23 protein-coding genes are annotated in these 20,330 nt (G+C 58.3%); 5 read left to right on the top strand and 18 right to left on the bottom strand.

Features of this window, described 5'->3' with window-relative positions; genetic code table 11:
• Window positions 1-186: 186 nt before the first annotated feature.
• From RRU01S_RS19005 to RRU01S_RS19020, 4 genes are read right to left on the bottom strand one after another with little or no spacing between them, the layout of a single operon-like run.
• Complete coding sequence (locus tag RRU01S_RS19005; RefSeq protein ID WP_045231898.1) at window positions 187-1,029, bottom strand: MOSC domain-containing protein; 843 nt, start codon at window positions 1,027-1,029, stop codon at window positions 187-189.
• Between the two features lie 8 nt (window positions 1,030-1,037).
• Window positions 1,038-1,679 (bottom strand): HD domain-containing protein, encoded by a 642-nt coding sequence (locus tag RRU01S_RS19010; protein ID WP_045231792.1) that lies wholly within the window; start codon window positions 1,677-1,679, stop codon window positions 1,038-1,040.
• A gap of 55 nt (window positions 1,680-1,734) precedes the next feature.
• The gene (locus RRU01S_RS19015) at window positions 1,735-4,500 is read right to left on the bottom strand and encodes a DUF2339 domain-containing protein (RefSeq protein WP_045231793.1); all 2,766 of its coding nucleotides are present in this window, start codon (window positions 4,498-4,500) and stop codon (window positions 1,735-1,737) included.
• Window positions 4,501-4,545: 45 nt separating this feature from the next.
• Window positions 4,546-6,120, bottom strand: a complete 1,575-nt coding sequence (locus tag RRU01S_RS19020) for a VOC family protein (protein WP_045231794.1) — start codon at window positions 6,118-6,120, stop codon at window positions 4,546-4,548.
• A gap of 285 nt (window positions 6,121-6,405) precedes the next feature.
• Here RRU01S_RS19020 and RRU01S_RS19025 point away from each other — a divergent pair, with 285 nt between their 5' ends.
• From RRU01S_RS19025 to RRU01S_RS19035, 3 genes are all read left to right on the top strand, one after another.
• Window positions 6,406-7,443: an ABC transporter substrate-binding protein gene (locus RRU01S_RS19025; RefSeq protein WP_045231795.1), complete on the top strand. Its 1,038-nt coding sequence runs from the start codon at window positions 6,406-6,408 to the stop codon at window positions 7,441-7,443.
• Between the two features lie 171 nt (window positions 7,444-7,614).
• Complete coding sequence (locus RRU01S_RS19030; protein ID WP_045231796.1) at window positions 7,615-8,403, top strand: ABC transporter ATP-binding protein; 789 nt, start codon at window positions 7,615-7,617, stop codon at window positions 8,401-8,403.
• A complete protein-coding gene (locus RRU01S_RS19035; RefSeq protein ID WP_045231797.1) occupies window positions 8,400-9,218 on the top strand; it encodes an ABC transporter permease in 819 nt (272 codons plus the stop codon). Before RRU01S_RS19030 ends, RRU01S_RS19035 begins: the two co-directional genes overlap by 4 nt.
• Before the next feature lie 48 nt (window positions 9,219-9,266).
• On the opposite strand, the gene RRU01S_RS19040 is transcribed toward RRU01S_RS19035, so the two are convergent.
• The 10 genes from RRU01S_RS19040 to RRU01S_RS19085 form a co-directional block, all read right to left on the bottom strand.
• Window positions 9,267-10,091: a mechanosensitive ion channel family protein gene (locus tag RRU01S_RS19040; protein ID WP_045231798.1), complete on the bottom strand. Its 825-nt coding sequence runs from the start codon at window positions 10,089-10,091 to the stop codon at window positions 9,267-9,269.
• Window positions 10,092-10,172: 81 nt separating this feature from the next.
• Window positions 10,173-10,691, bottom strand: a complete 519-nt coding sequence (locus RRU01S_RS19045; RefSeq protein WP_045231799.1) for a tyrosine phosphatase family protein — start codon at window positions 10,689-10,691, stop codon at window positions 10,173-10,175.
• Entirely contained in the window at window positions 10,688-11,299 is a 612-nt protein-coding gene (locus RRU01S_RS19050; RefSeq protein ID WP_045231899.1) for a YfbR-like 5'-deoxynucleotidase, read from the bottom strand. Before RRU01S_RS19050 ends, RRU01S_RS19045 begins: the two co-directional genes overlap by 4 nt.
• A 2-nt stretch (window positions 11,300-11,301) precedes the next feature.
• Window positions 11,302-12,150: a CAF17-like 4Fe-4S cluster assembly/insertion protein YgfZ gene (ygfZ, locus tag RRU01S_RS19055; RefSeq protein ID WP_045231800.1), complete on the bottom strand. Its 849-nt coding sequence runs from the start codon at window positions 12,148-12,150 to the stop codon at window positions 11,302-11,304.
• Between the two features lie 90 nt (window positions 12,151-12,240).
• Window positions 12,241-12,993, bottom strand: coding sequence for a hypothetical protein (locus RRU01S_RS19060; protein WP_045231801.1), 753 nt, complete (start codon window positions 12,991-12,993; stop codon window positions 12,241-12,243).
• Window positions 12,994-13,007: 14 nt separating this feature from the next.
• Entirely contained in the window at window positions 13,008-13,265 is a 258-nt protein-coding gene (locus RRU01S_RS19065; RefSeq protein ID WP_042618408.1) for a hypothetical protein, read from the bottom strand.
• Window positions 13,266-13,369: 104 nt separating this feature from the next.
• Entirely contained in the window at window positions 13,370-13,792 is a 423-nt protein-coding gene (locus RRU01S_RS19070) for a TIGR02301 family protein (RefSeq protein ID WP_081880130.1), read from the bottom strand.
• 62 nt (window positions 13,793-13,854) lie between these two features.
• A complete protein-coding gene (locus tag RRU01S_RS19075; RefSeq protein ID WP_045231803.1) occupies window positions 13,855-14,274 on the bottom strand; it encodes an NUDIX hydrolase in 420 nt (139 codons plus the stop codon).
• Between the two features lie 65 nt (window positions 14,275-14,339).
• On the bottom strand, window positions 14,340-14,657 hold the full coding sequence (locus tag RRU01S_RS19080; RefSeq protein WP_045231804.1) for a type II toxin-antitoxin system RelE/ParE family toxin: 318 nt from the start codon (window positions 14,655-14,657) through the stop codon (window positions 14,340-14,342).
• Entirely contained in the window at window positions 14,654-14,929 is a 276-nt protein-coding gene (locus RRU01S_RS19085; RefSeq protein WP_045231900.1) for a type II toxin-antitoxin system ParD family antitoxin, read from the bottom strand. The genes RRU01S_RS19080 and RRU01S_RS19085 overlap by 4 nt, the downstream gene beginning before the upstream one ends.
• Before the next feature lie 130 nt (window positions 14,930-15,059).
• On the opposite strand from RRU01S_RS19085, the gene RRU01S_RS19090 reads away from it, so the two are divergent.
• Both RRU01S_RS19090 and RRU01S_RS19095 read left to right on the top strand, forming a co-directional pair.
• Window positions 15,060-15,383: a YnfA family protein gene (locus RRU01S_RS19090; RefSeq protein WP_045231805.1), complete on the top strand. Its 324-nt coding sequence runs from the start codon at window positions 15,060-15,062 to the stop codon at window positions 15,381-15,383.
• Between the two features lie 3 nt (window positions 15,384-15,386).
• On the top strand, window positions 15,387-16,148 hold the full coding sequence (locus RRU01S_RS19095; RefSeq protein ID WP_045231806.1) for an SOS response-associated peptidase: 762 nt from the start codon (window positions 15,387-15,389) through the stop codon (window positions 16,146-16,148).
• A 79-nt stretch (window positions 16,149-16,227) separates the two neighbouring features.
• Here RRU01S_RS19095 and RRU01S_RS26710 read toward each other — a convergent pair whose 3' ends face one another.
• The 4 genes from RRU01S_RS26710 to RRU01S_RS19110 form a co-directional block, all read right to left on the bottom strand.
• Entirely contained in the window at window positions 16,228-16,362 is a 135-nt protein-coding gene (locus RRU01S_RS26710; protein WP_268753576.1) for a hypothetical protein, read from the bottom strand.
• Between the two features lie 181 nt (window positions 16,363-16,543).
• On the bottom strand, window positions 16,544-17,392 hold the full coding sequence (locus RRU01S_RS19100) for a CDP-alcohol phosphatidyltransferase family protein (RefSeq protein WP_045231807.1): 849 nt from the start codon (window positions 17,390-17,392) through the stop codon (window positions 16,544-16,546).
• A gap of 20 nt (window positions 17,393-17,412) precedes the next feature.
• Complete coding sequence (locus RRU01S_RS19105) at window positions 17,413-18,111, bottom strand: phosphatidylserine decarboxylase (protein WP_045231808.1); 699 nt, start codon at window positions 18,109-18,111, stop codon at window positions 17,413-17,415.
• A 253-nt stretch (window positions 18,112-18,364) separates the two neighbouring features.
• The gene (locus RRU01S_RS19110; protein ID WP_045231809.1) at window positions 18,365-20,251 is read right to left on the bottom strand and encodes an ABCB family ABC transporter ATP-binding protein/permease; all 1,887 of its coding nucleotides are present in this window, start codon (window positions 20,249-20,251) and stop codon (window positions 18,365-18,367) included.
• Window positions 20,252-20,330: the final 79 nt, after the last annotated feature.

The following is a 20,330-nucleotide window of genomic DNA, read 5'->3' on the forward strand; positions in this document are numbered from 1 at the left end:
CTGCCGGACATCTCCCCCACAGGTGGGGAGATCGAATCGCAGAGACGTCTCGCGCATCTATAAGGCTGCGGATAGAGTGGTGAGCAAGCGCCCAGCCAATCTCCCTCCTTGTGGGGGAGATGTCCGGCAGGACAGAGGGGGGTGAACCACACCCGCCAACCTACCACTTCTTCCCCACACTACCGCTCACCGCCTCGTGATCGCCCAACCCTCTACTCGCTCCTCCACAACCTTCGCTTCATCCCCCACCGCAATCGATCCCTCGCCGCGTGGTGTGAGGTTCCAGCCGAATAGGACGCCGGGTACCCGGCGGTCCGCGGACATGCGGATGCGGCCCATGGCTTTCATGGGCGAGGGCGCGTCGCGGGAGCCGGTGGTCTGATCCTGCGTGGTGATGATGCAGCGGGTGCAGGGTTTGACGAGATCGAAGCGGATGCCGTTGATGTTGATGGCGGCCCAGCGGTCTTCGGCCCACGCCTCATCGGTATCCAACACGATGTTGGCTCGGAAGCGCTCCATGCCGACGCTGCCTTCGCCGTGGGCTTCCATATCCTGATTAAGAGCAGCAAGCGACGCCGTGGTGGTGAGGAGAATCGGGTAGCCATCCGAAAAGGTAACGGGGGTTTCGTTGCCGGTCCATTCGAGATTGGCGCTGCGGCGCGATTGATCATCGAAGAAGACAAGCTTCACTTCCCGCCCCAGCCATTTCGACAGCGCCGCATTGGCATCGTCATTGGCGACGGCTGCATCGACCACCGATCTCCACACCGTTGTATCGATGCGGGTGTTCGAGGGGATGGCAAGGACCTGCCCCTTGCCATCGATGGAAAGTTGGTAGCCACCCGGCTCAGCGCGGGCAATGATGGTTGCGATATCAGGTAATTCGCGCTGGGTGATGAATTGCCCGGAGGGATCGACCAGCATCAGGCGGCGGTCGCCCGGCAACCCTTCGGGAGAGACAAGGCTCTCGGCAAGCGAAACGCCACGGGCGCTTTTCAGCGGGTAGATGTTGAGGTGGGTGATACGCATGGCAGGTCTCATATTTCATCCAGAAACAGGGTGAGGACCTGTTGCAGGCGTTCGTGCCGTTCCCGAGCGATTTGCCGTCCCGTTCCGGTCTGGAAGCCGTCGGCCAGTTTGAACAATTTGTTTTCGAAATGATCGATGGCAAAACGCCGGTCATCGAGCGGGCGGTTTTTGGCGAGCGGGTCTTCGGGATCGTAAAGGGCAGAACCCATGCGTCCCGCGATGTAGAAGCAGCGGGCAGCACCGACCATGCCGATGGCATCCAGCCGGTCCGCATCCTGCAGGATTTTTGCTTCCAGCGTTTCCGGCGCGATATTGGCGGAAAAGCTGTGCGTGAGGATGGCGTGAGCCACGGCGTCGATATCTGCATCGCCCCAGCCAAGGCTGGCCAAAATGCCGGATGCCTTTTCTGCCGCCAGTCGCGACGCCTCAGCACGTAGCGGCGAGTTCTTTTCCACAGCCACGCAATCATGCAGCAAAACGCACGCCGCCAACACCGTGCCGTTGCCGCCCTCCTGCGCGTGAATGCGCATGGCGTTGCGGAACACGCGGTGGATATGCGCCAGATCATGCGAACCGTCATCACCTTCGGTCGCATGCAGTATCAACGTTTCAGCCAATGCCTCGAACGGTGCGAAAGCCTGCGATTGCATGTGATTCCCCCGGTTTGAACGGTTGCTGTTTAGACGCGGGAATAAGGCGGCGCAATCACCCTTGCGCCTCCTGCTGCTTCGGCTGCGAGGTCAATATCTTCTGGTAGAACAGGCCAATGCCGATCAGCACGACGCCGAGACCGATGAAGGACAAAGCACGCAACACGCCTTCCAGATTGCTCATATCGATAAGGAAGGCCTTTGCGACGGCCAGAAACACCAGAGCCGCCGAGGCAAGCCGCAGGCTTTTTGCATTAAAGCGAGACCCCAGCACGAGCAACGCCACGCCGATAACCAGCCACACGACGGAATAGCTATAGGTTTCACCCTGAAGGAAGCCCTTCCAGTCCGCGATGTTCTCGCCCTGCCAGAACCGGCGCACCGACAGCGTCGCCCAGGCAAAGCCGAGTGCGGCGCCGGATAAGGCGAGCAGCGTGACATAGAGCGCGGGACGTTTGCCGCGCGCATACAAAGCCAGCCCGGCATAGGCGATGGCCGGTAGCAGATAGCCGATCAGCAACAGGTTGAAGAACGGCCATGGGCCGGTGCTTTCGCCGGTCAAGTAAGGGTTGAGACCGTAGAAATGTGCAAACAGCACATTGAACATGGCGATCACACCCGCCACCATCGAGCCGTAACGGAAGACGGGGCTTGGGCTTTTCAGATCCAGTGTCATCAGCACACCGGACATGCCGATGGTCAGCAGCGTGTAGATCGACTGTTCACCCAGCGTCGGTGTCGCAGCGTTCAACACGCCGCCATTCATCGCATGACGTACGAGGATGGCGATGGCCAGCAGGCCCATAAGGCTGGCAATGGCTTGCAGGAAGTTCTTCACCCGCGCGCCCGGCCAATCGCGCAGCAGCCAAGCGGATGCGATGGCGAGCAGAGCCGGAATGCCGTAACCGGGCAGCAGCGCGTTGAAGACCGGCGTCGTGCCAAGGTTCTGCGGCCCGACGATGGTCGGTTCCCAAGCGATGCGGCCAAGTACGAAGAGGCAGGCGAGCGCCATGGTCCAGGGCAGGGCGGCCCAAGAGCTGCGCCGTGTACCCAGCACATAGGCAAAGCCAATGGTGGGGATGAGAATGATGGTGGCTAGCCCCGATGTAAGTGTGTGGGCGATAAAGATGAAGGCCAGGAAGGAGCCGATGACCATGATGTTGATCGGCGTGACAAAGGCGGCATCCCGTTTCCGGTCCAACCGGTAAGCGCTGCCCAGCAGAACGAGGCCGATCGACAAGCCATAGGCAGCGTGCAGCCAATCGCGTGTGAGGTTGCCGTATTGGACAAAGCTGATGATGCCGAGACCGAGTGGAACGACCGAGCCTATAAATGCCCAGAGCGCGCCGAAAGAAGGGTCTCTGGAGGTCTTTCTGCGGACGGCCTCAAAGGAAAAAAGCAGAAACAGGATGCCCATGATCCGGGTCACCGGCGCCTGTGCTGCATCGTTGATGCCGACAGAGGAGAGCAAGGTGCTGCCGTCCCCTAGCGACGGTAAATAGTTGACACCAAAGCCTGCCAATAGATTGGCGCAACCCAGCGCCGCTAGCGACGCGAAAATGGCAGGCCACACGGCGTGGTTACGTCCGGCACCGATAGCTGCCAGACCCAGAACGAGAACCGCCATCGCAAAGGCCGGATGCATGGTTATGCCGGTTTCGATGACGGAGAATGCGAGCGCTGGAAGTACGATGGCGAGCGCCAGGGTGACGTTGAGACTTGCCGGTGGGCGACCCAGCAATTCTGCAATCACAGGGAAATAGCTGTCCGAACGCGGGCCGTAAACGGCCATATCGCGCGGCTGACTGGTGTATTTTCCAGGCCAGATCCAGATCGAACCGGCAATCATGGCGATGAGGCTGGCGACGACGGGTTCTGCTTCGATCAACGGTGCAAACACCATGTAACTGATCGCCCATAGGCCAAGGCCGATATTGGCGAGAGCCGGAACGACATGCCAGTGCTGTCGGCGCGAAGCCGCAGCCGTGGCGAGCCACGAGACGGTGAGGAAACTGAACAACGCCCAGATATTGGGGCTTTCGCTTGAGATCAACGCAGGCGTGACCATGGAGCCGAGAAGGCCGAGACCGGCCAGCGCCTGCCCATGCAGCAGAGACAGAGCGATTGTGGCAAAGCCGACGAGCGCCAGCAAGATGAAGGCCGTCGTTGGCCCGATATACTCGTAAATGCCATATGCGGCGTAGGTCACGCCGAACAGGGTCGCCGCACCCGCTGCCGTTAATATGCCGGGGATCATGGCATTGGAGTAGGCGCTGGCGATGCTGGGCACCGCCTTGCGGCGGATCGCTTCACCGGCTGCCGCCAGCAAAAGACCAAAGACGGCCGCCATGCCAAGCCGCACGGCAGGGCTGAGAAGGCCGCTTTCGATGGAATATTTGACGAGGAAAATACCGCCCAGCGCCAGTGCCAGGCCACCGGCCCACACCGCCCAGCGCGCGCCGAGCTGGCTTTCGAAGCTTTCCGTCTTGCGGGGCGCAGTGGGGGCGAAGACCGCAGCGGCAATGTCGTCCCTGATGCTTTCCTCTGTCGAAACCCGCGCTGCGACAGGCAATTCCACATCTTCTGCCGCCGGAGCCGTATCGGCTTGAGGCATTGTGGCCAGCACATCGTCTTCGGCAGACATATCTTCGATTGGCGCCGGTTCAGTAACCGCCACCACACCAGCTGCGACTTTCGCCTTGAGGTCTTTCAGCTCCGCCTCGACAACCTCAAGTCGCCGTGAGTTTTTGATGCTGGCGTTGAGCGTATAGAAGAACGCGACGATGTAGCCGAATATGAGCAGCAACAGGAACGATGTCATAAGAACCCCAAATATGATCCTGTTTTTTAAGCCTTTTTCGGTCGATTAGGCAAGGCTGGCTGTGGACAACCCTTTCGCCCAGCGTTTGGCGAGCTCCACATCCTCCAGTCCTAATTCGTGGCCAAGTGGCAGGAGTGTCACCTGCGCATCCGCACCGTTTTCGACGAGATGCTGTTTCAATGCCTCAGCCCGGTCTTTATGGCGGTCGGTCTCGCCAGCCGCGAGTGTGAAGCGTTTGCCGGAGAGGTCCACAAGTGGCCAATGTTCCAGCACCGGCATGGGGCGAAACAGCAGAGCATCTGTCGCAAAGGGCGGATGGAGCGCGAAGACGGCGGCAATGAAATTCGCGCCGTTGGAATGGCCGATGAAGCTCAGTTTCGTCTGGTCGATATCGTAGACACGGACGGCCTCTTCCAGAAATGCGGCGAACGCGTCCGCTTCGAAAGCGATGTCCTTTTCGTCAAAGCTGAGATCAGAAAACCGACGGAACCAGCGGGCGATGCCTTCCTCGGTGCTGCGCCCGCGCACGCCCAGCAGCGTGGCGTGTGGGTTGGCTGTGTGAGCAAGTGCCATCAGGCTCGTTTCGCTACCGCCGGAGCCGTGCAAAAGAATCATGGTGCTGCCATCGGGATCGTTCGGTGTGTAGAACCGATGCACGAAGGGCAGGTCGCGGTAGATGACGCGCTCTTCACCCGGCAGCGAAAATTGCGGCAACGCCACGCGCACATCCTCTTCATCGCGCATGAAGAGATAGGGGATGAACAGATGTTCGCCCAATGTCTCCTCCGGTTCGTCCACCGTCATGCCGGGCGCATCCGTCGCCATTTCGATGAGAATGTCACCGGGTTCGCGTACATAAAGTGAGTGGAAGTATTTGCGATCATGCGCATTGGTCGTTGAGGAGTTGAGGGATTTCAGCCTGAGGAGCGTCTCGTTCAGTTCGTCCATGTCTGCGGCGCGAAAGGCGATGTGATCCACCGTGCCGGTGCCGGGCGCGCTGGACCAGAAGCCGGTCGCGTCTCGAACATCGATGATATCGCCGGATGCGGAAACCGTGCGGCGGATGGAGCCATTTTGGCTGAGCCTTGTATAGTTGAAGTGACTGGCCAGAAAGCTCTCTGTTTCCTCCGGCACTTCGCTCAGCATCGTCGCGCCGCGGATGCGGCGGATGGCATGTTCCAAGGGAATATCGGGTACTTCATGTGGGGTTGCCTCCGCAAAGGCGCGGGTGCCGACCAGTTTCAGGATAATGCCGTCCGGGTCTTTCAGGCGGATGACCGGTTCGCCGAACTCCTCCATCGGCCCTTCGGTGCGAATCCCCGCCGAAAGAGCGCGGGTCAGCCAGAAGCCGATGCTGGCGGGATCGATGGCGAGCGACACCTCCAGCGTCTGGCCGTAACCGACACGGCCTTGCGCACCATCCTCCCAGACGAGAAATGTCAGGAGAGAACCGGGAGAGGCGGCATGGTCGCCGTAAAACAGATGAAGCTGCATGGCGTCTTCGAAACCGGCGGTACGCTTCACCAGACGCAAACCCAGAAACCCGACATAGAAATCCACATTGGCCTGCACCTTGCGGGTGATCATGGTGATGTGGTGGATGCCAAGCGCCGATGTCATGGGGTCTCTCCTGGTCGTTCTTGTCGTATTCCTATGTTCTTCGCCAGCACGGCTTTGGCAATGCCGCCAGTTGAGAACGAAGTGTTCCTGAAGTGAACAATCGTGTGAAAGCTGACGTGGCTGCCTGCAAATTACGCGCCTTGCACGAAAGATTTACGTCAATTGATTATATTTTGAGCGATAGTATTTTTGAGCAAAATATGTGCGATTTTTACTTGCTATAAGGGTTTAAATTGTTTTTTATGGCCTCAACGAGATAAAAATCTCCAGAGGGAAAAAATCAGAATGTTGACGCGAAGGCTGTTTTCAAAAACAGCGGCTTTGGCCGCTATCGGTTTGTCTATAATTGTGACTGCACCGTTGCCAGCCTTCGCGGAAACACCCATAAAATTCACGCTCGATTGGAAATTTGAAGGTCCGTCCGCCGGTTTTCTGCTGTCGCTGGATAAGGGTTACTTTAAGGCCGAAGGGCTTGATGTGACAATCGACAGCGGCAATGGCTCGGTCGAGGCCATCCCGCGTGTCGCAACCGGCGCCTACCAGATGGGTTTCGGCGATATCAATTCCGTCATGAAGTTTCTGGACGAAGACCCAACCCAAAAGGTGAAGGCCGTCTACATGGTCTATGAGCGCCCGACTTTTGCCGTCGTTGGCCGCAAGTCGCTGGGTATCACAGACGATCCGAAGTCGCTGGAAGGCAAAAAGCTGGGCGCACCGCCACCGGATGGTGCCTTTGCACAGTGGAAGGCGTTCAAACAGGTTGCCAATATCGATGACAGCAAGATCGATATCCAGTCCATCGGCTTTCCGGTCCGCGAGCCGATGCTGGCAAAAGGCGATGTCGATGCCGTATTCGGCTTTGCCTTTTCCGTCATCCTGAACCTGAAGGCGCAGGGCATTGCAGACGACGATATCGCCACCATTCTGATGGCCGAACACGGCTTGAATCTCTATGGCAACGCCGTGCTGGTCAACACTGATTTTGCAGAGAAAAACCCACAAGCTGTTAAGGGTTTCCTGAAGGCGCTAGCCAAGGGCTTTGCCGACTCGGTCAAGAACCCGGAAGAGGGTGTAGCGGCCGTTTTGAAGCGCAATGAAACGCTGAGCAGCGATATCGAATTGCAGCGCCTGACCATGGCCAACGCCATGAACATCAAGACGCCGTACGTGGTGGAGAACGGTATGGGCGGTGTGGACCCTGCACGTCTGGCGGCGTCCATTGAAACGCTGAAAGTCTCCGTGGGCCTCAAGGGCAATGTGAAAGCTGAACAGGTTTTCGACGCCAGTTACCTGCCGCCCAAGGACGAGCGCCTGCTGCCTTGATGGTCACCAAGCGATTACAGGACCGCCGTCACCCCAGCCTTGATCCGGGGTCCAGGGCGATCAAGTAAGACCCTCTATGTGGCGCGGGAGCGCTGATGCTGGCTTCCGGCTCAAGGCCGGAGAGACAGGAAAAAGAAGGGCTCTCCGAGAAAGTGAAGACGGGAAATAAGCATGCCTCATCTGGTTGAAATCGATGGCGTCGATATGCGCTATGGCGGGGCATCCGGTACGCTTGCCGTTTCAGGCCTCGATCTCAAGGTCAAAAAAGGCCAGTTCGCCGCCGTTGTCGGCCCATCCGGCTGTGGAAAATCGACCTTGATGAAGCTCGTCACCGGCCTGCACATTCCGCAAAAGGGCAATGTCATCGTCGCCAACAAGCAGGTTACGGAGCCGGTGTCGATCGTCGGTATGGCGTTTCAGAACCCCACCATGCTGCCGTGGCGCACCACGCTCGAAAACATTCTGCTGCCGCTGGAAATCGTCGAAAAGCATCGCCACCGTTTACGCGCGCACAAGGCGGAATATGTCGCAAAGGCCGAGCGCCTGCTCGAAATCGTCGGTTTGAAGGGCTTCGGCTCCAAGTTTCCATGGCAACTGTCCGGTGGCATGCAACAGCGCGCAAATCTTTGCCGTGCCTTGATCCATGAGCCAGACTTGCTGATGCTGGACGAGCCGTTCGGCGCGCTGGATGCCTTCACCCGCGAGGAATTGTGGTGCGTCATCCGCGATCTTCACGCCGCCAAACGCGTGACCATCGTTCTCGTGACACATGATCTGCGCGAGGCGACATTCCTGGCCGACAAGATATTCGTGATGAGCGCACGGCCGGGCAGAATTTTGGCCGAGCACAAGGTGCCTTTCGCACGCCCGCGTCAACTCGATCTAATGTACGAAAAGAGCTTCAACGATATGGTTCAGCAATTGCACGGTGAAATCGCCAAGGCGAGGGTGGCGGCATGAGCGCGGTTGTAGACAGCCGCGTGACCAAACAGCCGCACCAGCCACTGATCGACCGCGTGAATTGGGTCAAGGCCGCCCCGTGGCTTTACACGCTTGCTCTTTTCCTGTCCTGGGAACTGTTGGTCTACGCACTGAAAATGCCACCGACCATCCTGCCATCGCCCATCCGGGTCGGTCAGGCCATCGTGCAATACTGGTCGCCGATCTGGAAGAACTCGCTGCAAACGCTTTACACGACCACGCTAGGCTTTGCGCTGGCAGTGGTTGCGGGGCTGGGAATCGGTCTGTTCATCGGCTGGTCGAAATCCATCTATGCTGGGCTTTACCCGCTGATGATCGGTTTCAACGCCGTTCCTAAAGTCGCGCTCGTTCCCATTCTCGTCATCTGGTTCGGCATCGGCACCGTGCCTGCGGTGCTGACGGCCTTTCTGATTTCCTTCTTCCCCATCGTCGTCAATGTCGCGACCGGCCTTGCCACCATCGAGCCGGAAACCGAAGACGTCCTACGGGCGCTGGGCGCGAAGAAGATGGACATCATGCTGAAAGTCGGCATTCCCCGCTCCATGCCCTATTTCTTCGGCTCGCTGAAAATCGCCATAACGCTGGCCTTCGTCGGCTCCGTCGTCTCCGAAACCGTCGCCTCCAATTATGGCCTCGGCAACATGATGAGTTCGGCCCAAAGCCAGTTCAACGTGCCGCTCGTCTTCGCGGGGCTTCTCATGCTCGCCGTCGAAGGCATCGCCATGTATGCGGTGATGGCGTGGATCGAAAGACGCATGACCGGGTGGGCGCATCGATCTACGATGGGGCAGTAAACCTGACAACAAAAACAAGGGCCGGTTTGCACCAGCCCTTTTTCGATTTTATTCCGCGGGTTGCTCGCTCACCTGCATATCCCGCTTATCAAACGCCGCCTTCAGCGCCTTCGTCACATCACGCGTCGTCGCAAACCAGTTTTCGCTTCGCGCCCAGTACCGCAGTTTCACCGTCGCACTGTCATTGCTTACGGTATCGATGAAGGTGGTCGGGGCCGGGTCGAGGAGGACGCGGCTGTCGGAGCGGGCGACGTCCATCAGCATGGCCTGTGTATCGGCAGTGCTTTCGCCCTTCGGCACGGTGACGGAAAGTTCGTGGCGGCGTGAAGGAAAACGGCTGTAATTGGTGATCGGCACGTTCCAGAGCGTGGAGTTTGGTGCGAGGCGGTAGAGGCCGTCGCTCGTCTTCAGTTCTGTAGCAAACAGGCCGATTTCCACAACGGTGCCGGTGACAGCGCTCGTTTCGATGTACTCGCCGACGCGAAACGGGCGAAGCACAAGAAGCATGATGCCGGCGGCGATATTCTGCAATGTTCCCTGAAGAGCGAGACCCACTGCCAAACCTGCGGCGCCAAGGGCGGCAAGAATGGAGGCGGTCTGGACGCCGAACTGGCCCAGCACCATGACGAGTACGAGAATGAGGACGACGTAGCGCACGATGCCCGAAAAGAAACGTGCCAGCGTTTCATCGAATCCGCGAATGCGCGACAATCCCTCATAGGACCAGCGCTGCAAGAGTGTCGCTGCAACCCAGCCGATGATGAGCAGAATGAGGGCGCCGACGATCGAGAAGGAGTATTGAACCATCAGCGCGCTTGCCTGGCGAAGTGCCGCCTGGGATGCGACGAGAATATCTGTAGCCTGCTGGTCCATAAAACTGCCCTTGTTCAATCCAGTTCAAAGATGTTCGTTTTCGTAACGAATGACGAAGAGGTGAGTTCCGATTTTTTGGGATTATGCCTGAAGCGGCAACACGAAGGGAACGTTGCCATCGGTATCGGCGCCACGCCCGATTGTCTTGATCGCCGCGATCAGCGCGCCGCCGCGGCCCAGAAGCCGATCTCCAATGGCGATGATGCGCGCATTTGGCGTTGCATAAGCCGACACAGTGCGAAGCCGCGCAGCGAGGGCGGCATCTTCCTGGTTTGGCTGTACCGCAAGGGCAACAATGATGGCCGCAGCCGGTGAGCGTGAAACACCCATCCAGCAATGGATCAAAAGTGGGGCGGATTGGTCCCAGCCATGCGCGAAATCAATCAACTGTCTAACGTGCAGATCGTCAGGCGCAATCAGCTTGTCGGTGCCTTTGAAGGTAATATCGTTCATCTCGAGTGTCAGATGCCGATCTGCGGAAATCACGGCGGGTCGGTGAAACGCCTGTTCCCTGGCAATCAGCGTCACCATCTCGCGCGACTTGTGGCGCACGGCCATTTCTGCGATCCGAGACAGCGGTGAAACCACGATAGCCGTCATGATGTGCCCTTCCGAAGCAGTTCGATGGCCTCGAAGCGCGCAATGAACCGGCTTTGCGCCTCGATGGCTGGCACGGGCTCGATTTCGATCATGTCTCTGGTAATGCCGCGGGGCAGACCGAAAAACTTCTGCGCTTCCGCCATGGAAAATCCGGCAAGCTCCGTCGCCTCGAAATAGGCCGCCACCGTGTCGGCCTTCTTGATGCGGTCTTTGAGGTCGGAACTCGCATGGGGAGGAAGCCCGAAACGCAGATGCACAGCCGCTTCCAGCCGCTTCTCGACCAGTTTGTATCCGCCGCCCACCACAGATTTGAAAGGTGAAATCATGTCGCCAATGACGTATTCCGGCGCGTCATGCAGCAGCGCCATCAACTGCTGATCCGGTGTCGAAGCCGTATTCATGCGGCAGAAGATGGATTCGACGCTCAGGCTGTGCTGGGCTACCGAAAAGGCATGATCGCCGCGCGTCTGGCCGTTCCAGCGTGCGACCCGGGCAAGGCCATGCGCAATATCGGCAAGCTCAACGTCGAGCGGTGAGGGGTCCAGCAGATCCAGCCGCCTGCCGGAGAGCATGCGTTGCCATGCGCGCGGTGTCTTTAAGGTCGCCACGATCAATCGTCTGCGTTGGCGGCCGGGTCGACCGCGGGAAAGCTGAGACCTGTCCATACGGGCAGGGCGACTGTCACGGTAATGCCAGATGCGGTAATATCGGTTCCCGATGCCATTGCCTCTGCGGCGCGATCCGTGCGGATAATGGCCAGGCCGTTCGCTCCGACAACGCTGCCGAGCGTGCCGATGGGCTTTCCGCCCGCGAGGATGTCAGTACCAGTAGCGGGCAGATCAGCCTCTGCTGTAACCTTTACCACGCGACGACGTGCCGTGCCACGGTGCTTCATGCGTGATACGACTTCCTGTCCGACGTAGCAGCCTTTCTTGAAGGATACGCCGTCATTCACATCCATCAGCACATCATGGGGGAACGCGTCACTCAGCGGGTAATCGATACCGGCGACCACGATGCCGTTGGCGATGCGCAGAGTATCATAGGCTAATGCTTCGCCCGATGCAGAGGGGCCGGGTAACCGATGGAGTTCAACACCTGCCTTGGCAAAGCGGCTATCCTTGATCGCGCCCTCCGGTGCGGGTTCGTCCCAGAATACGCTGACGCCCTTGGTCTCGCCCGCTTTCAAATCCACAGGCGCGCGCAGCTTGTACATGGTCAGGCGGCGCAAAAGCGCATCCTGTTGATCCGCCCCCGTTTCAAGAACATAGCCATCACCCTCCCGCCAGATGAGGAATTCGAACATGATCTTGCCCTGCGGTGTCAGCAACGCGCCCGCACGCGCTTCACCTTCAGTCAACGATTCGAGATCGGGGGTAACAAGATTTTGCAGGAAATCCATGGCTCCGGTGCCGGAGACATGGATGAAGGCACGGTCGGTCAAGAAGGCGGAGGGCATATGCGATACCGTTCAGGTTGGTTTAACCTGAAGTGTTAGGGGCTTTGAACGCCAACGGCAAGCGTGGTGACCTCAGTCACCACGGTGACTTTAGTCGCCTGCTGTGAAGAATTTCCACTGGCCATCCGGCGAGATGCCGATGCGGTAGAAGCTGTAATTGCCATATTCCTGCATGTCGGCCAGATCACCTGCGGTAATGATGCGCAGCAACTCTACCTTTTCCGGCGGCGTCAGCGTGGTCAGAGACTTGCCGGCGAAATAAGGGAAGACATACATTTCATCCGGCGTACCGGCATCGACCTTGGCGTAGCCGGTCGACAAGAGGTCGATGATGATGGCGAGCACTTCCAGCCCGTCAGGGTCACCGGAAAAGCTTTTGAGGGCTGCAATCGGGTCGTTACCGCTGTCGCCATCCACGCGGGCCTGATTGGGGCCGGTGTTGACGAGCGGACGCAGTTTTTCAATGTCGCCAGTGGATGCCGCATCGATGATGAGCTGGCGCAGACGGCGAACCGGCTCTGGTGCCTTGCTGATATCGTGTTCGATCTGTGCGGAGATTTGAGGCGCGTCGTTCTGGTCGGACGTTGCCTGCTGGCCGGACGAGCGGTTCACCAGCGGGTCGGGCAGGGGAATTCCGTCGGAATCACCCTCGACTGAATCGGGCTCGACCGGTTGCTGCATGTCCGCAGGCTTTTCGCTTTCGCTGCTTGTCGGGTCTTGGGCTGGTCTCAGCTCAGACAGCGCATAGGCGTTATGGGTAAAGCTGACGAGGCCGAGCGTCAGGGACAGCATGAGCGATAGAGCGGCAGACGACCGCAACAGCCGTTCGCGAGAGCAAGACATGACAGAACTCCAGCTTACTGAATAATGCGATGAGGAGAAAATTCGCCCTCGAGCATCCGCTGGCGCAGCGATTCGAGCATGGCTTCCGCGCCTGACTCGCCGTGCATACGGATGGTTTCGCGCATGGCCAGCGCAATAGCGGCATCCGCGATGATCTCAGGCTCGATGCCATCGGCCATACCATCGGCCCATGCTTCGTTCTGATGTTCCAGAGCGACCTGCATTTTTTCATGCACGATCATATCGTGGATTTCGTTACGGCTTGTTTGCATCTTTCATCCTCGACAGGCAGGCAACTCGTTACCACCCTGTTAACAACTCTAACAGTCTTTTATCAAAACGGCACGGCCTGCGGTCAAAAGAGGTTAATAAACCTCTAATTTCCGAACCTTGAGGCAATTTCTTGTGCCAGTGTTGCCCCTTCGATACGGTATTTTTCTTCCGCTGCGATTGCCGCTGGTGTGCAGGCTGTGTGAACCGATGCGAATGTGCGATACCCACGGTTGAAGGCAGCCGTCATGCGTTGCTTGCGCTGCGGTTCACTGGCGGTGTCTGCCGCCAGAAGATCGCTCATGGACTTACGCCATTCTTCCGAGCCCGTTGCCGGGCACAGCGTGCGAAGATACTGAACCGCACCCAGGATTTCAGACAGCCTCGCCATCTGGTTATCATAGGGCGCAGGCTTTTCTTCTTGGGGCGGTGCGACCGACTTCACGGCTGGCTGTGCAGCAACCTGCGACGCCAATGGCAAAGGCGTGCAGAGGCCGAGAAGCAGTGAGAGCCAAATCCGTCTTTTCATCAGTTTACGCATTACCCGCCATGTCGTTTCAACAGCTTGGAGGCAACTAGCCGCGATTCTGCTCAGCATTGCAACTGGCCCAGCAAACGTTCGGCGCATTCCACGACGCTGTCTGGCGCGGGCAGGCTGCGAATGTCTTCAAGCGTGTACCAGCCCGCCTCTGCCGCATCGTCTGCTGCCAGCACAGCCGCTTCGGCATCGGCTTCCACAGTATAGACCGACAGAAAAAAGTGGCTGGTCAATTGTCCGTCAGCGTCATAGCTGGGCAAATCATAGGTCGCGAAAAGCTGTGGATGACGGGCAACGATGCCGGTCTCTTCCTCGAGTTCCCGCAACGCCGTCTCCTCTGGCGTTTCCCCAGGCTCGCCACGACCACCCGGAAAGGCGAACATATCCTGCGACGGCGCATTGATACGCCGAACGAGCAGCAAACGATCACCACGGCGAACGATTGCGGAAGAGGCAGGTTGGGGAAGGGGCATGCGGTATCCTTATGCAATAGAAACCAATTATGCCCTCAACCTTGCAGGAAACGTGGCGAGTGGGTTTATTGCTCGAAAAAAGCGGTCAAATCTCGCCTACCGTCAATAACCCGGACCATCAGCACTTTCACAACGTCTTCCGCCTCGGCATCCGGCATCGTCTCGTAGAGGATGACATATGGCGCTTCCACAAGCATTCTGGCGGTCGGAAATATCTCCGGGCGTCTTTCTCCAGCGCGTGGATGATCCACCAAAAGTTCGGCACGAGCCCGAAACCGCTGAAAGTAGCGTTCTGCGCTTTGAGGGTTTACTTTGGCGAGCTCGACATAGATTTTTTTGACGTCTGCGCGTGCAAGAGGTGTCCAGACGAGCTTGACTGTCATGGTTTCTGCGGGCGTGCAGCTTCGGCACGTGCCTCGTCGAGTGCCTCATCGAAATCAATGTCCGTTGCGGCCCCACTGGCTTTGCCTTCGGCCCACATGTCGCGCAGCTTGCCGATATCACCACGCCTCTGGGTCCATTTGGAAGCCCAGTCCCGCAATGCTTCGCGCACGACCTCGCTTCCGCTGGCATAGGCACCACTCTCAACCGCATCCCGCAGAATTTCTGCGTGTTGGGGCGTCATCGAAATGCTGATCTTCCGTACGTTTGCCATTCGGCTCTCCATGGTTTTGGTGGTAATTCTTACCACCATTAGCGCATATTTGCCAGATGCCGAGGGTGGTGTACCAGCAAGCGACAACGCATTATGATTTCATGACAGAATCGGATCCAAGCCAGAAAGCATGAAACTCTACCTCATCTACGCAGCTGCAGCCCTTGCCGAGATCGCTGGATGTTTTGCGTTCTGGGCGTGGCTGCGGATGGGTAAGTCTGTCGGCTGGGTGTTGCCGGGCATGGTGTCGCTTGCGGCTTTTGCGTGGTTGCTGACGCTGGTGCCAAGCGAGGCGGCGGGTCGCGCCTATGCGGCTTATGGCGGCATCTATATTGTTGCGTCGTTGATCTGGCTGTGGAGCATGGAGGGTCATGTGCCTGACCGATGGGATGTGGCGGGTGGCGTTGTCTGTCTGGCCGGTGCTTCGATCATTTTATTTGGACCGAGAGGTTAGACCATGTGCGGGCGGTTTGTGTTGAATGCGACACCGGAAGAGGTGGCGGACTATCTCGACCTGATCGGTCTGGAGGATTTTCCGGCGCGCTTCAACATTGCCCCGACGCAACCGATTCTCATCGTGCTAGAGGGTGCGCGGCCTGAACCCGGCAGCAATCTGCCCAACCGTCAGGCGATGCTGGTGCGTTGGGGCTTCATGCCCGGCTGGGTGAAAGACCCGAAAGACTTTCCGTTGCTGATCAACGCGCGATCCGAAACGGCCATCGGCAAGGCGTCGTTTCGCGCCGCTATGCGCCATCGCCGCATTCTCATACCCGCGACCGGCTTTTACGAATGGCGCAGGCCGCCAAAAGAAGAGGGCGGCAAGGCGCAAGCCTATTATATCAAACCGAAAAAGGGTGGGATCGTCGCTTTTGCCGGATTGATGGAAACCTGGTCTTCTGCCGATGGCTCTGAAGTCGATACCGGCGCAATCCTCACCACATCCGCAAACCGCTCCATTGCGCGCATCCACGACCGGATGCCAGTGGTGATTTCGCCGGAGGATTTCAGCCGCTGGCTGGACTGCAAAACGCAGGAACCGCGCTACATCCTTGATTTGATGAAGGCTGCAGACGAGGATTTCTTCGAAATGATCCCTATCTCAGACAAGGTCAACAAGGTCGCCAACACGGGTGCGGATGTGCTGGATGCGGTGGAGGAAGCGCTTGCGCCAGCGCCGAAAGCGGCCTCCAGAGATGACGCGCAAATGTCGTTGTTCTGAAGGGATGAGCCGGACATGCAAAACGGCGCATTGAGCGCCGTTTCTGTTCTTCCGTGTCTGCCCCTGAAGATATGTAAAATCAGGCTGTCTTTGGCTGAGCGGGCTTGCGTGTCAACATCATCGCAGCTGCGGCGACGGCCTTCAAACCGAGCGGTCGGTAATGGCTTTTCAGGTCGGGCTTTGCAGCCGCTTCGGTTGTCTGTGTCTCGCTCATATCTGTCTCCGGAGTTCCCCTTGAACGCGTCGATCTGACGTCGTTGCTGAAAACCTCTCTCATGGGAAATCGTGACAAATTCGAGGCAATTTTAATCACTTGAAAATTGCAGACTGCGACATCTCGTGTTCGGCCTGGCACTGCAAAAAGCCACAATGCCAAGCGCCATAATCGTCGGCCTTTACAGGCCGCGATCCAGACCATCGCCATGGTCATCATCAATGGTCAATGTGCCGTAGCGTTTGTGCCAGATGCGGGCGCTGAACGGCAGGAACACCAGATAGGCCAGAACCGTCAGAACCAGAATTTCCCAGGTGAAGCTCATCAGCAGTGCGACATAGAGCACGACGATCAAGATGGCGGGCAGGACTAGGTCTCGGCGGATCCGGCTTTCCGATTTGCCGGACCAGACGGGCAGTCGGCTGATGAGGAAATAGCCGATCAACACGGTGTAGGCGCTGGCGATATAGGCGAAGGTCTTGCCGGCTTCGATGCCCATGAAGCCGAGATAGACCGGCAAAAGCACCAGCATGGCGCCCATGGGGGCGGGGACGCCGACGAAGAACTCGCTCTGCCAGGGGGCTTTGACCTCCCGGTCGATCATGACATTGAAGCGGGCGAGGCGAAGGCCAGCGGCGATGACGTAGATGAGGGCGGCGATCCAGCCGATGGAGCGAACGTCGTCCAACAGGTAGGCGTAGACGACAAGCGCTGGTGCAACGCCGAAGTTGACGATATCGGCAAGCGAATCCATTTGCGCACCGAATTTCGATGTTGCTTTCATCATCCGCGCCAGGCGGCCATCAACGCCATCTAGAAACGCTGCCAAGAGCACCATGCCGACCGCAAGCTCGAACCGGCCTTCGAAGGCAAGACGGACACCGCTGAGACCCGCACAAATGGCAAGAACGGTGACGAGATTGGGAATGACGAGACGGAACGGTATCTCGCGCAGGCGCGGTCCACGTCCGCTGTCATTGGCGATCTCGTGCTTGCCGTTTGTGCTGGGCTCTGGCGTTGGCGTGTCCATGGCGCTGGTCTCCTGTTGGATTAGCCGCGGCGGCTGACGACCGCACCCTTGGCAGAGCCGAATTCGGCCAGAACCGTTTCACCGGCAATCGCTGTCTGGCCAATGGAGACACGTGGCTGGAAACCTTCCGGCAGGAAGATGTCGAGACGCGAACCGAAGCGGATGAGGCCGAAACGCTCACCGGCATCGACAGGCTCGTTTGGCTTCACCCAGCAGACGATGCGGCGGGCGACCATGCCGGCGATCTGAACGACGCCAACCTTGCCATGTGCGGTCTCAATGACGAGGCCGTTGCGCTCATTGTCTTCCGACGCCTTGTCCACTTCGGCATTGAGGAAGAGGCCGGGGCGGTAGGCGACGTTGATGATGCGGCCACGCACAGGGGCGCGGTTTACGTGGCAATTGAAGACGTTCATGAAAACCGAGATACGGACCATCGGTTCTTTGCCGAGTTCCAGCTCCAGTGGCGGAATGACCGTCTGGATTGCGGATACCTTGCCATCGGCAGGGCTGATGACGAGATCGTCATCCTGCGGCGTCACGCGTTCTGGATCGCGGAAGAAATAGGCGCACCAGAGGGTGAGAACGAGGCCGACCCAGAACAGAGGTTCGGCTATCCAGCCAAGCACCAAGGAAGCCACGAAGAAGGCTGCAACGAAAACATAGCCTTCCTTATGGACCGGCACGATGGTGTTGCGAATGGTGTCGAACAGGTTCATTGCTCTTTCGTCTCCGAGTTTATCTTTTCAGCCTGCCTTGGATGCGTCGCGATCCTGAGATCAGCGTGCCCGCGTCTTTAGCCATTATTTACAGCGTCTTGCACAAAAACGGTCAACCGTTTCTGGCACACCTGCTGCATATAGTCACTTGGCGACCGATTTCATGGTCGCACGCGACAAAACACGCATTGGTGACTACAGGCAAATCGTTTAAACGGCAATGTGTTCCGATGTTTGGCGCAGCTTATACCCGTCAATGCGCGGGCTCACCGCGATCCACGACACCAAGATCGTCCTTTTCGCGGACTTCTCGCAGCCGCTCTTCCGCCTGAATGGCCTCGCGCTGACGGCTCCACATCGAGGCATAGAGACCACCCGCATCGATGAGAGACTGGTGGGTGCCACGCTCGGCAATCGTGCCGTCCTTCAACACGATGATCTCATCGGCGCTGATGACGGTCGACAGGCGATGGGCGATGACGAGCGTCGTGCGATTTTTGGACACGATATCCAGCGCGCTTTGAATTTCCTGCTCGGTATGCGTATCGAGAGCGGACGTCGCCTCGTCGAGAATGAGAATGGGCGGTGCCTTCAAAATGGTGCGGGCAATGGCAACGCGCTGCTTTTCACCGCCGGAAAGTTTCAGGCCGCGCTCGCCCACCTTGGTCTCGAAGCCGTGCGGCAGCTTGCTGATGAAACCACTGATCTGTGCGGCATTGGCGGCTGCCATCACATCCGCCTCGCTCGCACCCGGACGGCCATAATGGATGTTGTAAGCCAGCGTGTCGTTGAACAGCACCGTGTCCTGCGGCACCATGCCGATGACGGCGCGCAGACTTTTCTGCGTGACCTTTCGAATGTCCTGCCCATCGATGGTGATCGAGCCGGACTGAATATCGTAGAAGCGATAAAGCAGACGCGAGAGCGTCGATTTGCCCGCCCCTGATGGGCCGACGATGGCCACCGTCTTGCCAGCGGGAACATCGAAGGAAATGCCTTTGAGGATAGGGCGCTCCGCATCATAGGCGAAGTGCACATCGCGAAAACAGAGCGCACCGGCCCCGATCTGCAACGCCTTGGCATCGGCCGCATCAACCACCTCTGCCTGCACCTCCAGAAGATCGAACATCTCTTCGATATCTGTCAGGCCCTGGCGTATTTCGCGGTAGACGAAGCCGATGAAATTGAGGGGTACGGACAGCTGCATCAACAGCGCGTTGATGAAGACGAAATCGCCGATGGTCTGTTCGCCGCGCTGCACGGCCATGGCCGACATGACCATCATGACCATGGAGCCGAGGCCGAAAATAACACCCTGACCGAAGTTGAGCCAACCCAGTGATGTCCAGATGGCCGTTGCGGACTTCTCGTATTTTGACATGGAGGCATCGAAACGGCGAGCCTCCATGTCTTCATTGCCGAAATACTTCACGGTCTCGAAGTTGAGCAGCGAATCGATCGCCTTGGTGTTGGCGTCGGTGTCGCTGTCGTTCATGGAGCGGCGAATGGCGATGCGCCAGTTGCTGGCCCGCACGGTAAACCAGATATAGGCCCACACGGTCAGCACCGTGACCAGCACATACCAGAAGCCGTATGACGCCCAGAAGATGACGACGGTCAGCAGAAACTCGATGAAGGTGGGTGCTGTATTGAGAATGGTGAACCGGACAATTGTCTCAATGCCCTTGGTGCCGCGCTCGATAACGCGCGACAGACCGCCGGTCTTGCGCTCCAGATGGAAACGCAGCGACAGCCGGTGCATGTGGACGAAGGTCTTGTAGGCCAATTGCCGCACGGCGTGCTGGCCGACACTGGCAAACAGTGCATCACGCAGCTGGTTGAACCCGATCTGAACGAGGCGGGCCAGATTGTAAGCCACGACCAAAGCCACCGCACCCAGCAGGAAGGTCGGCATCAGCCCGGCCATATCCATCTTGCCGTTCAGCGCATCGGTCGCCCATTTGAAGAAATAGGGGACCAGAATCAGCACCAGCTTTGCGATGATGAGAAAGAAGGTTGCCCAGACGACGCGCATCTTCAGGTCTAGCCTGCCTTGTGGCCACATATAGGGCCACAGATTGACGAGGGTGCGCAGCGGATTGCTGGAATCCGCGGAAATCGTTTTGTTGGGATCGCTCATGCTCTGCTCCGATGTCTGCCGGGACGCAGACAGCAAGACGGCGGCCCTGATGTGCGCCGCCGTTCTGTATTAGATAATC

The sequence above is a fragment of the Agrobacterium rubi TR3 = NBRC 13261 genome, assembly GCF_000739935.1.
GTDB lineage: Bacteria > Pseudomonadota > Alphaproteobacteria > Rhizobiales > Rhizobiaceae > Agrobacterium > Agrobacterium rubi.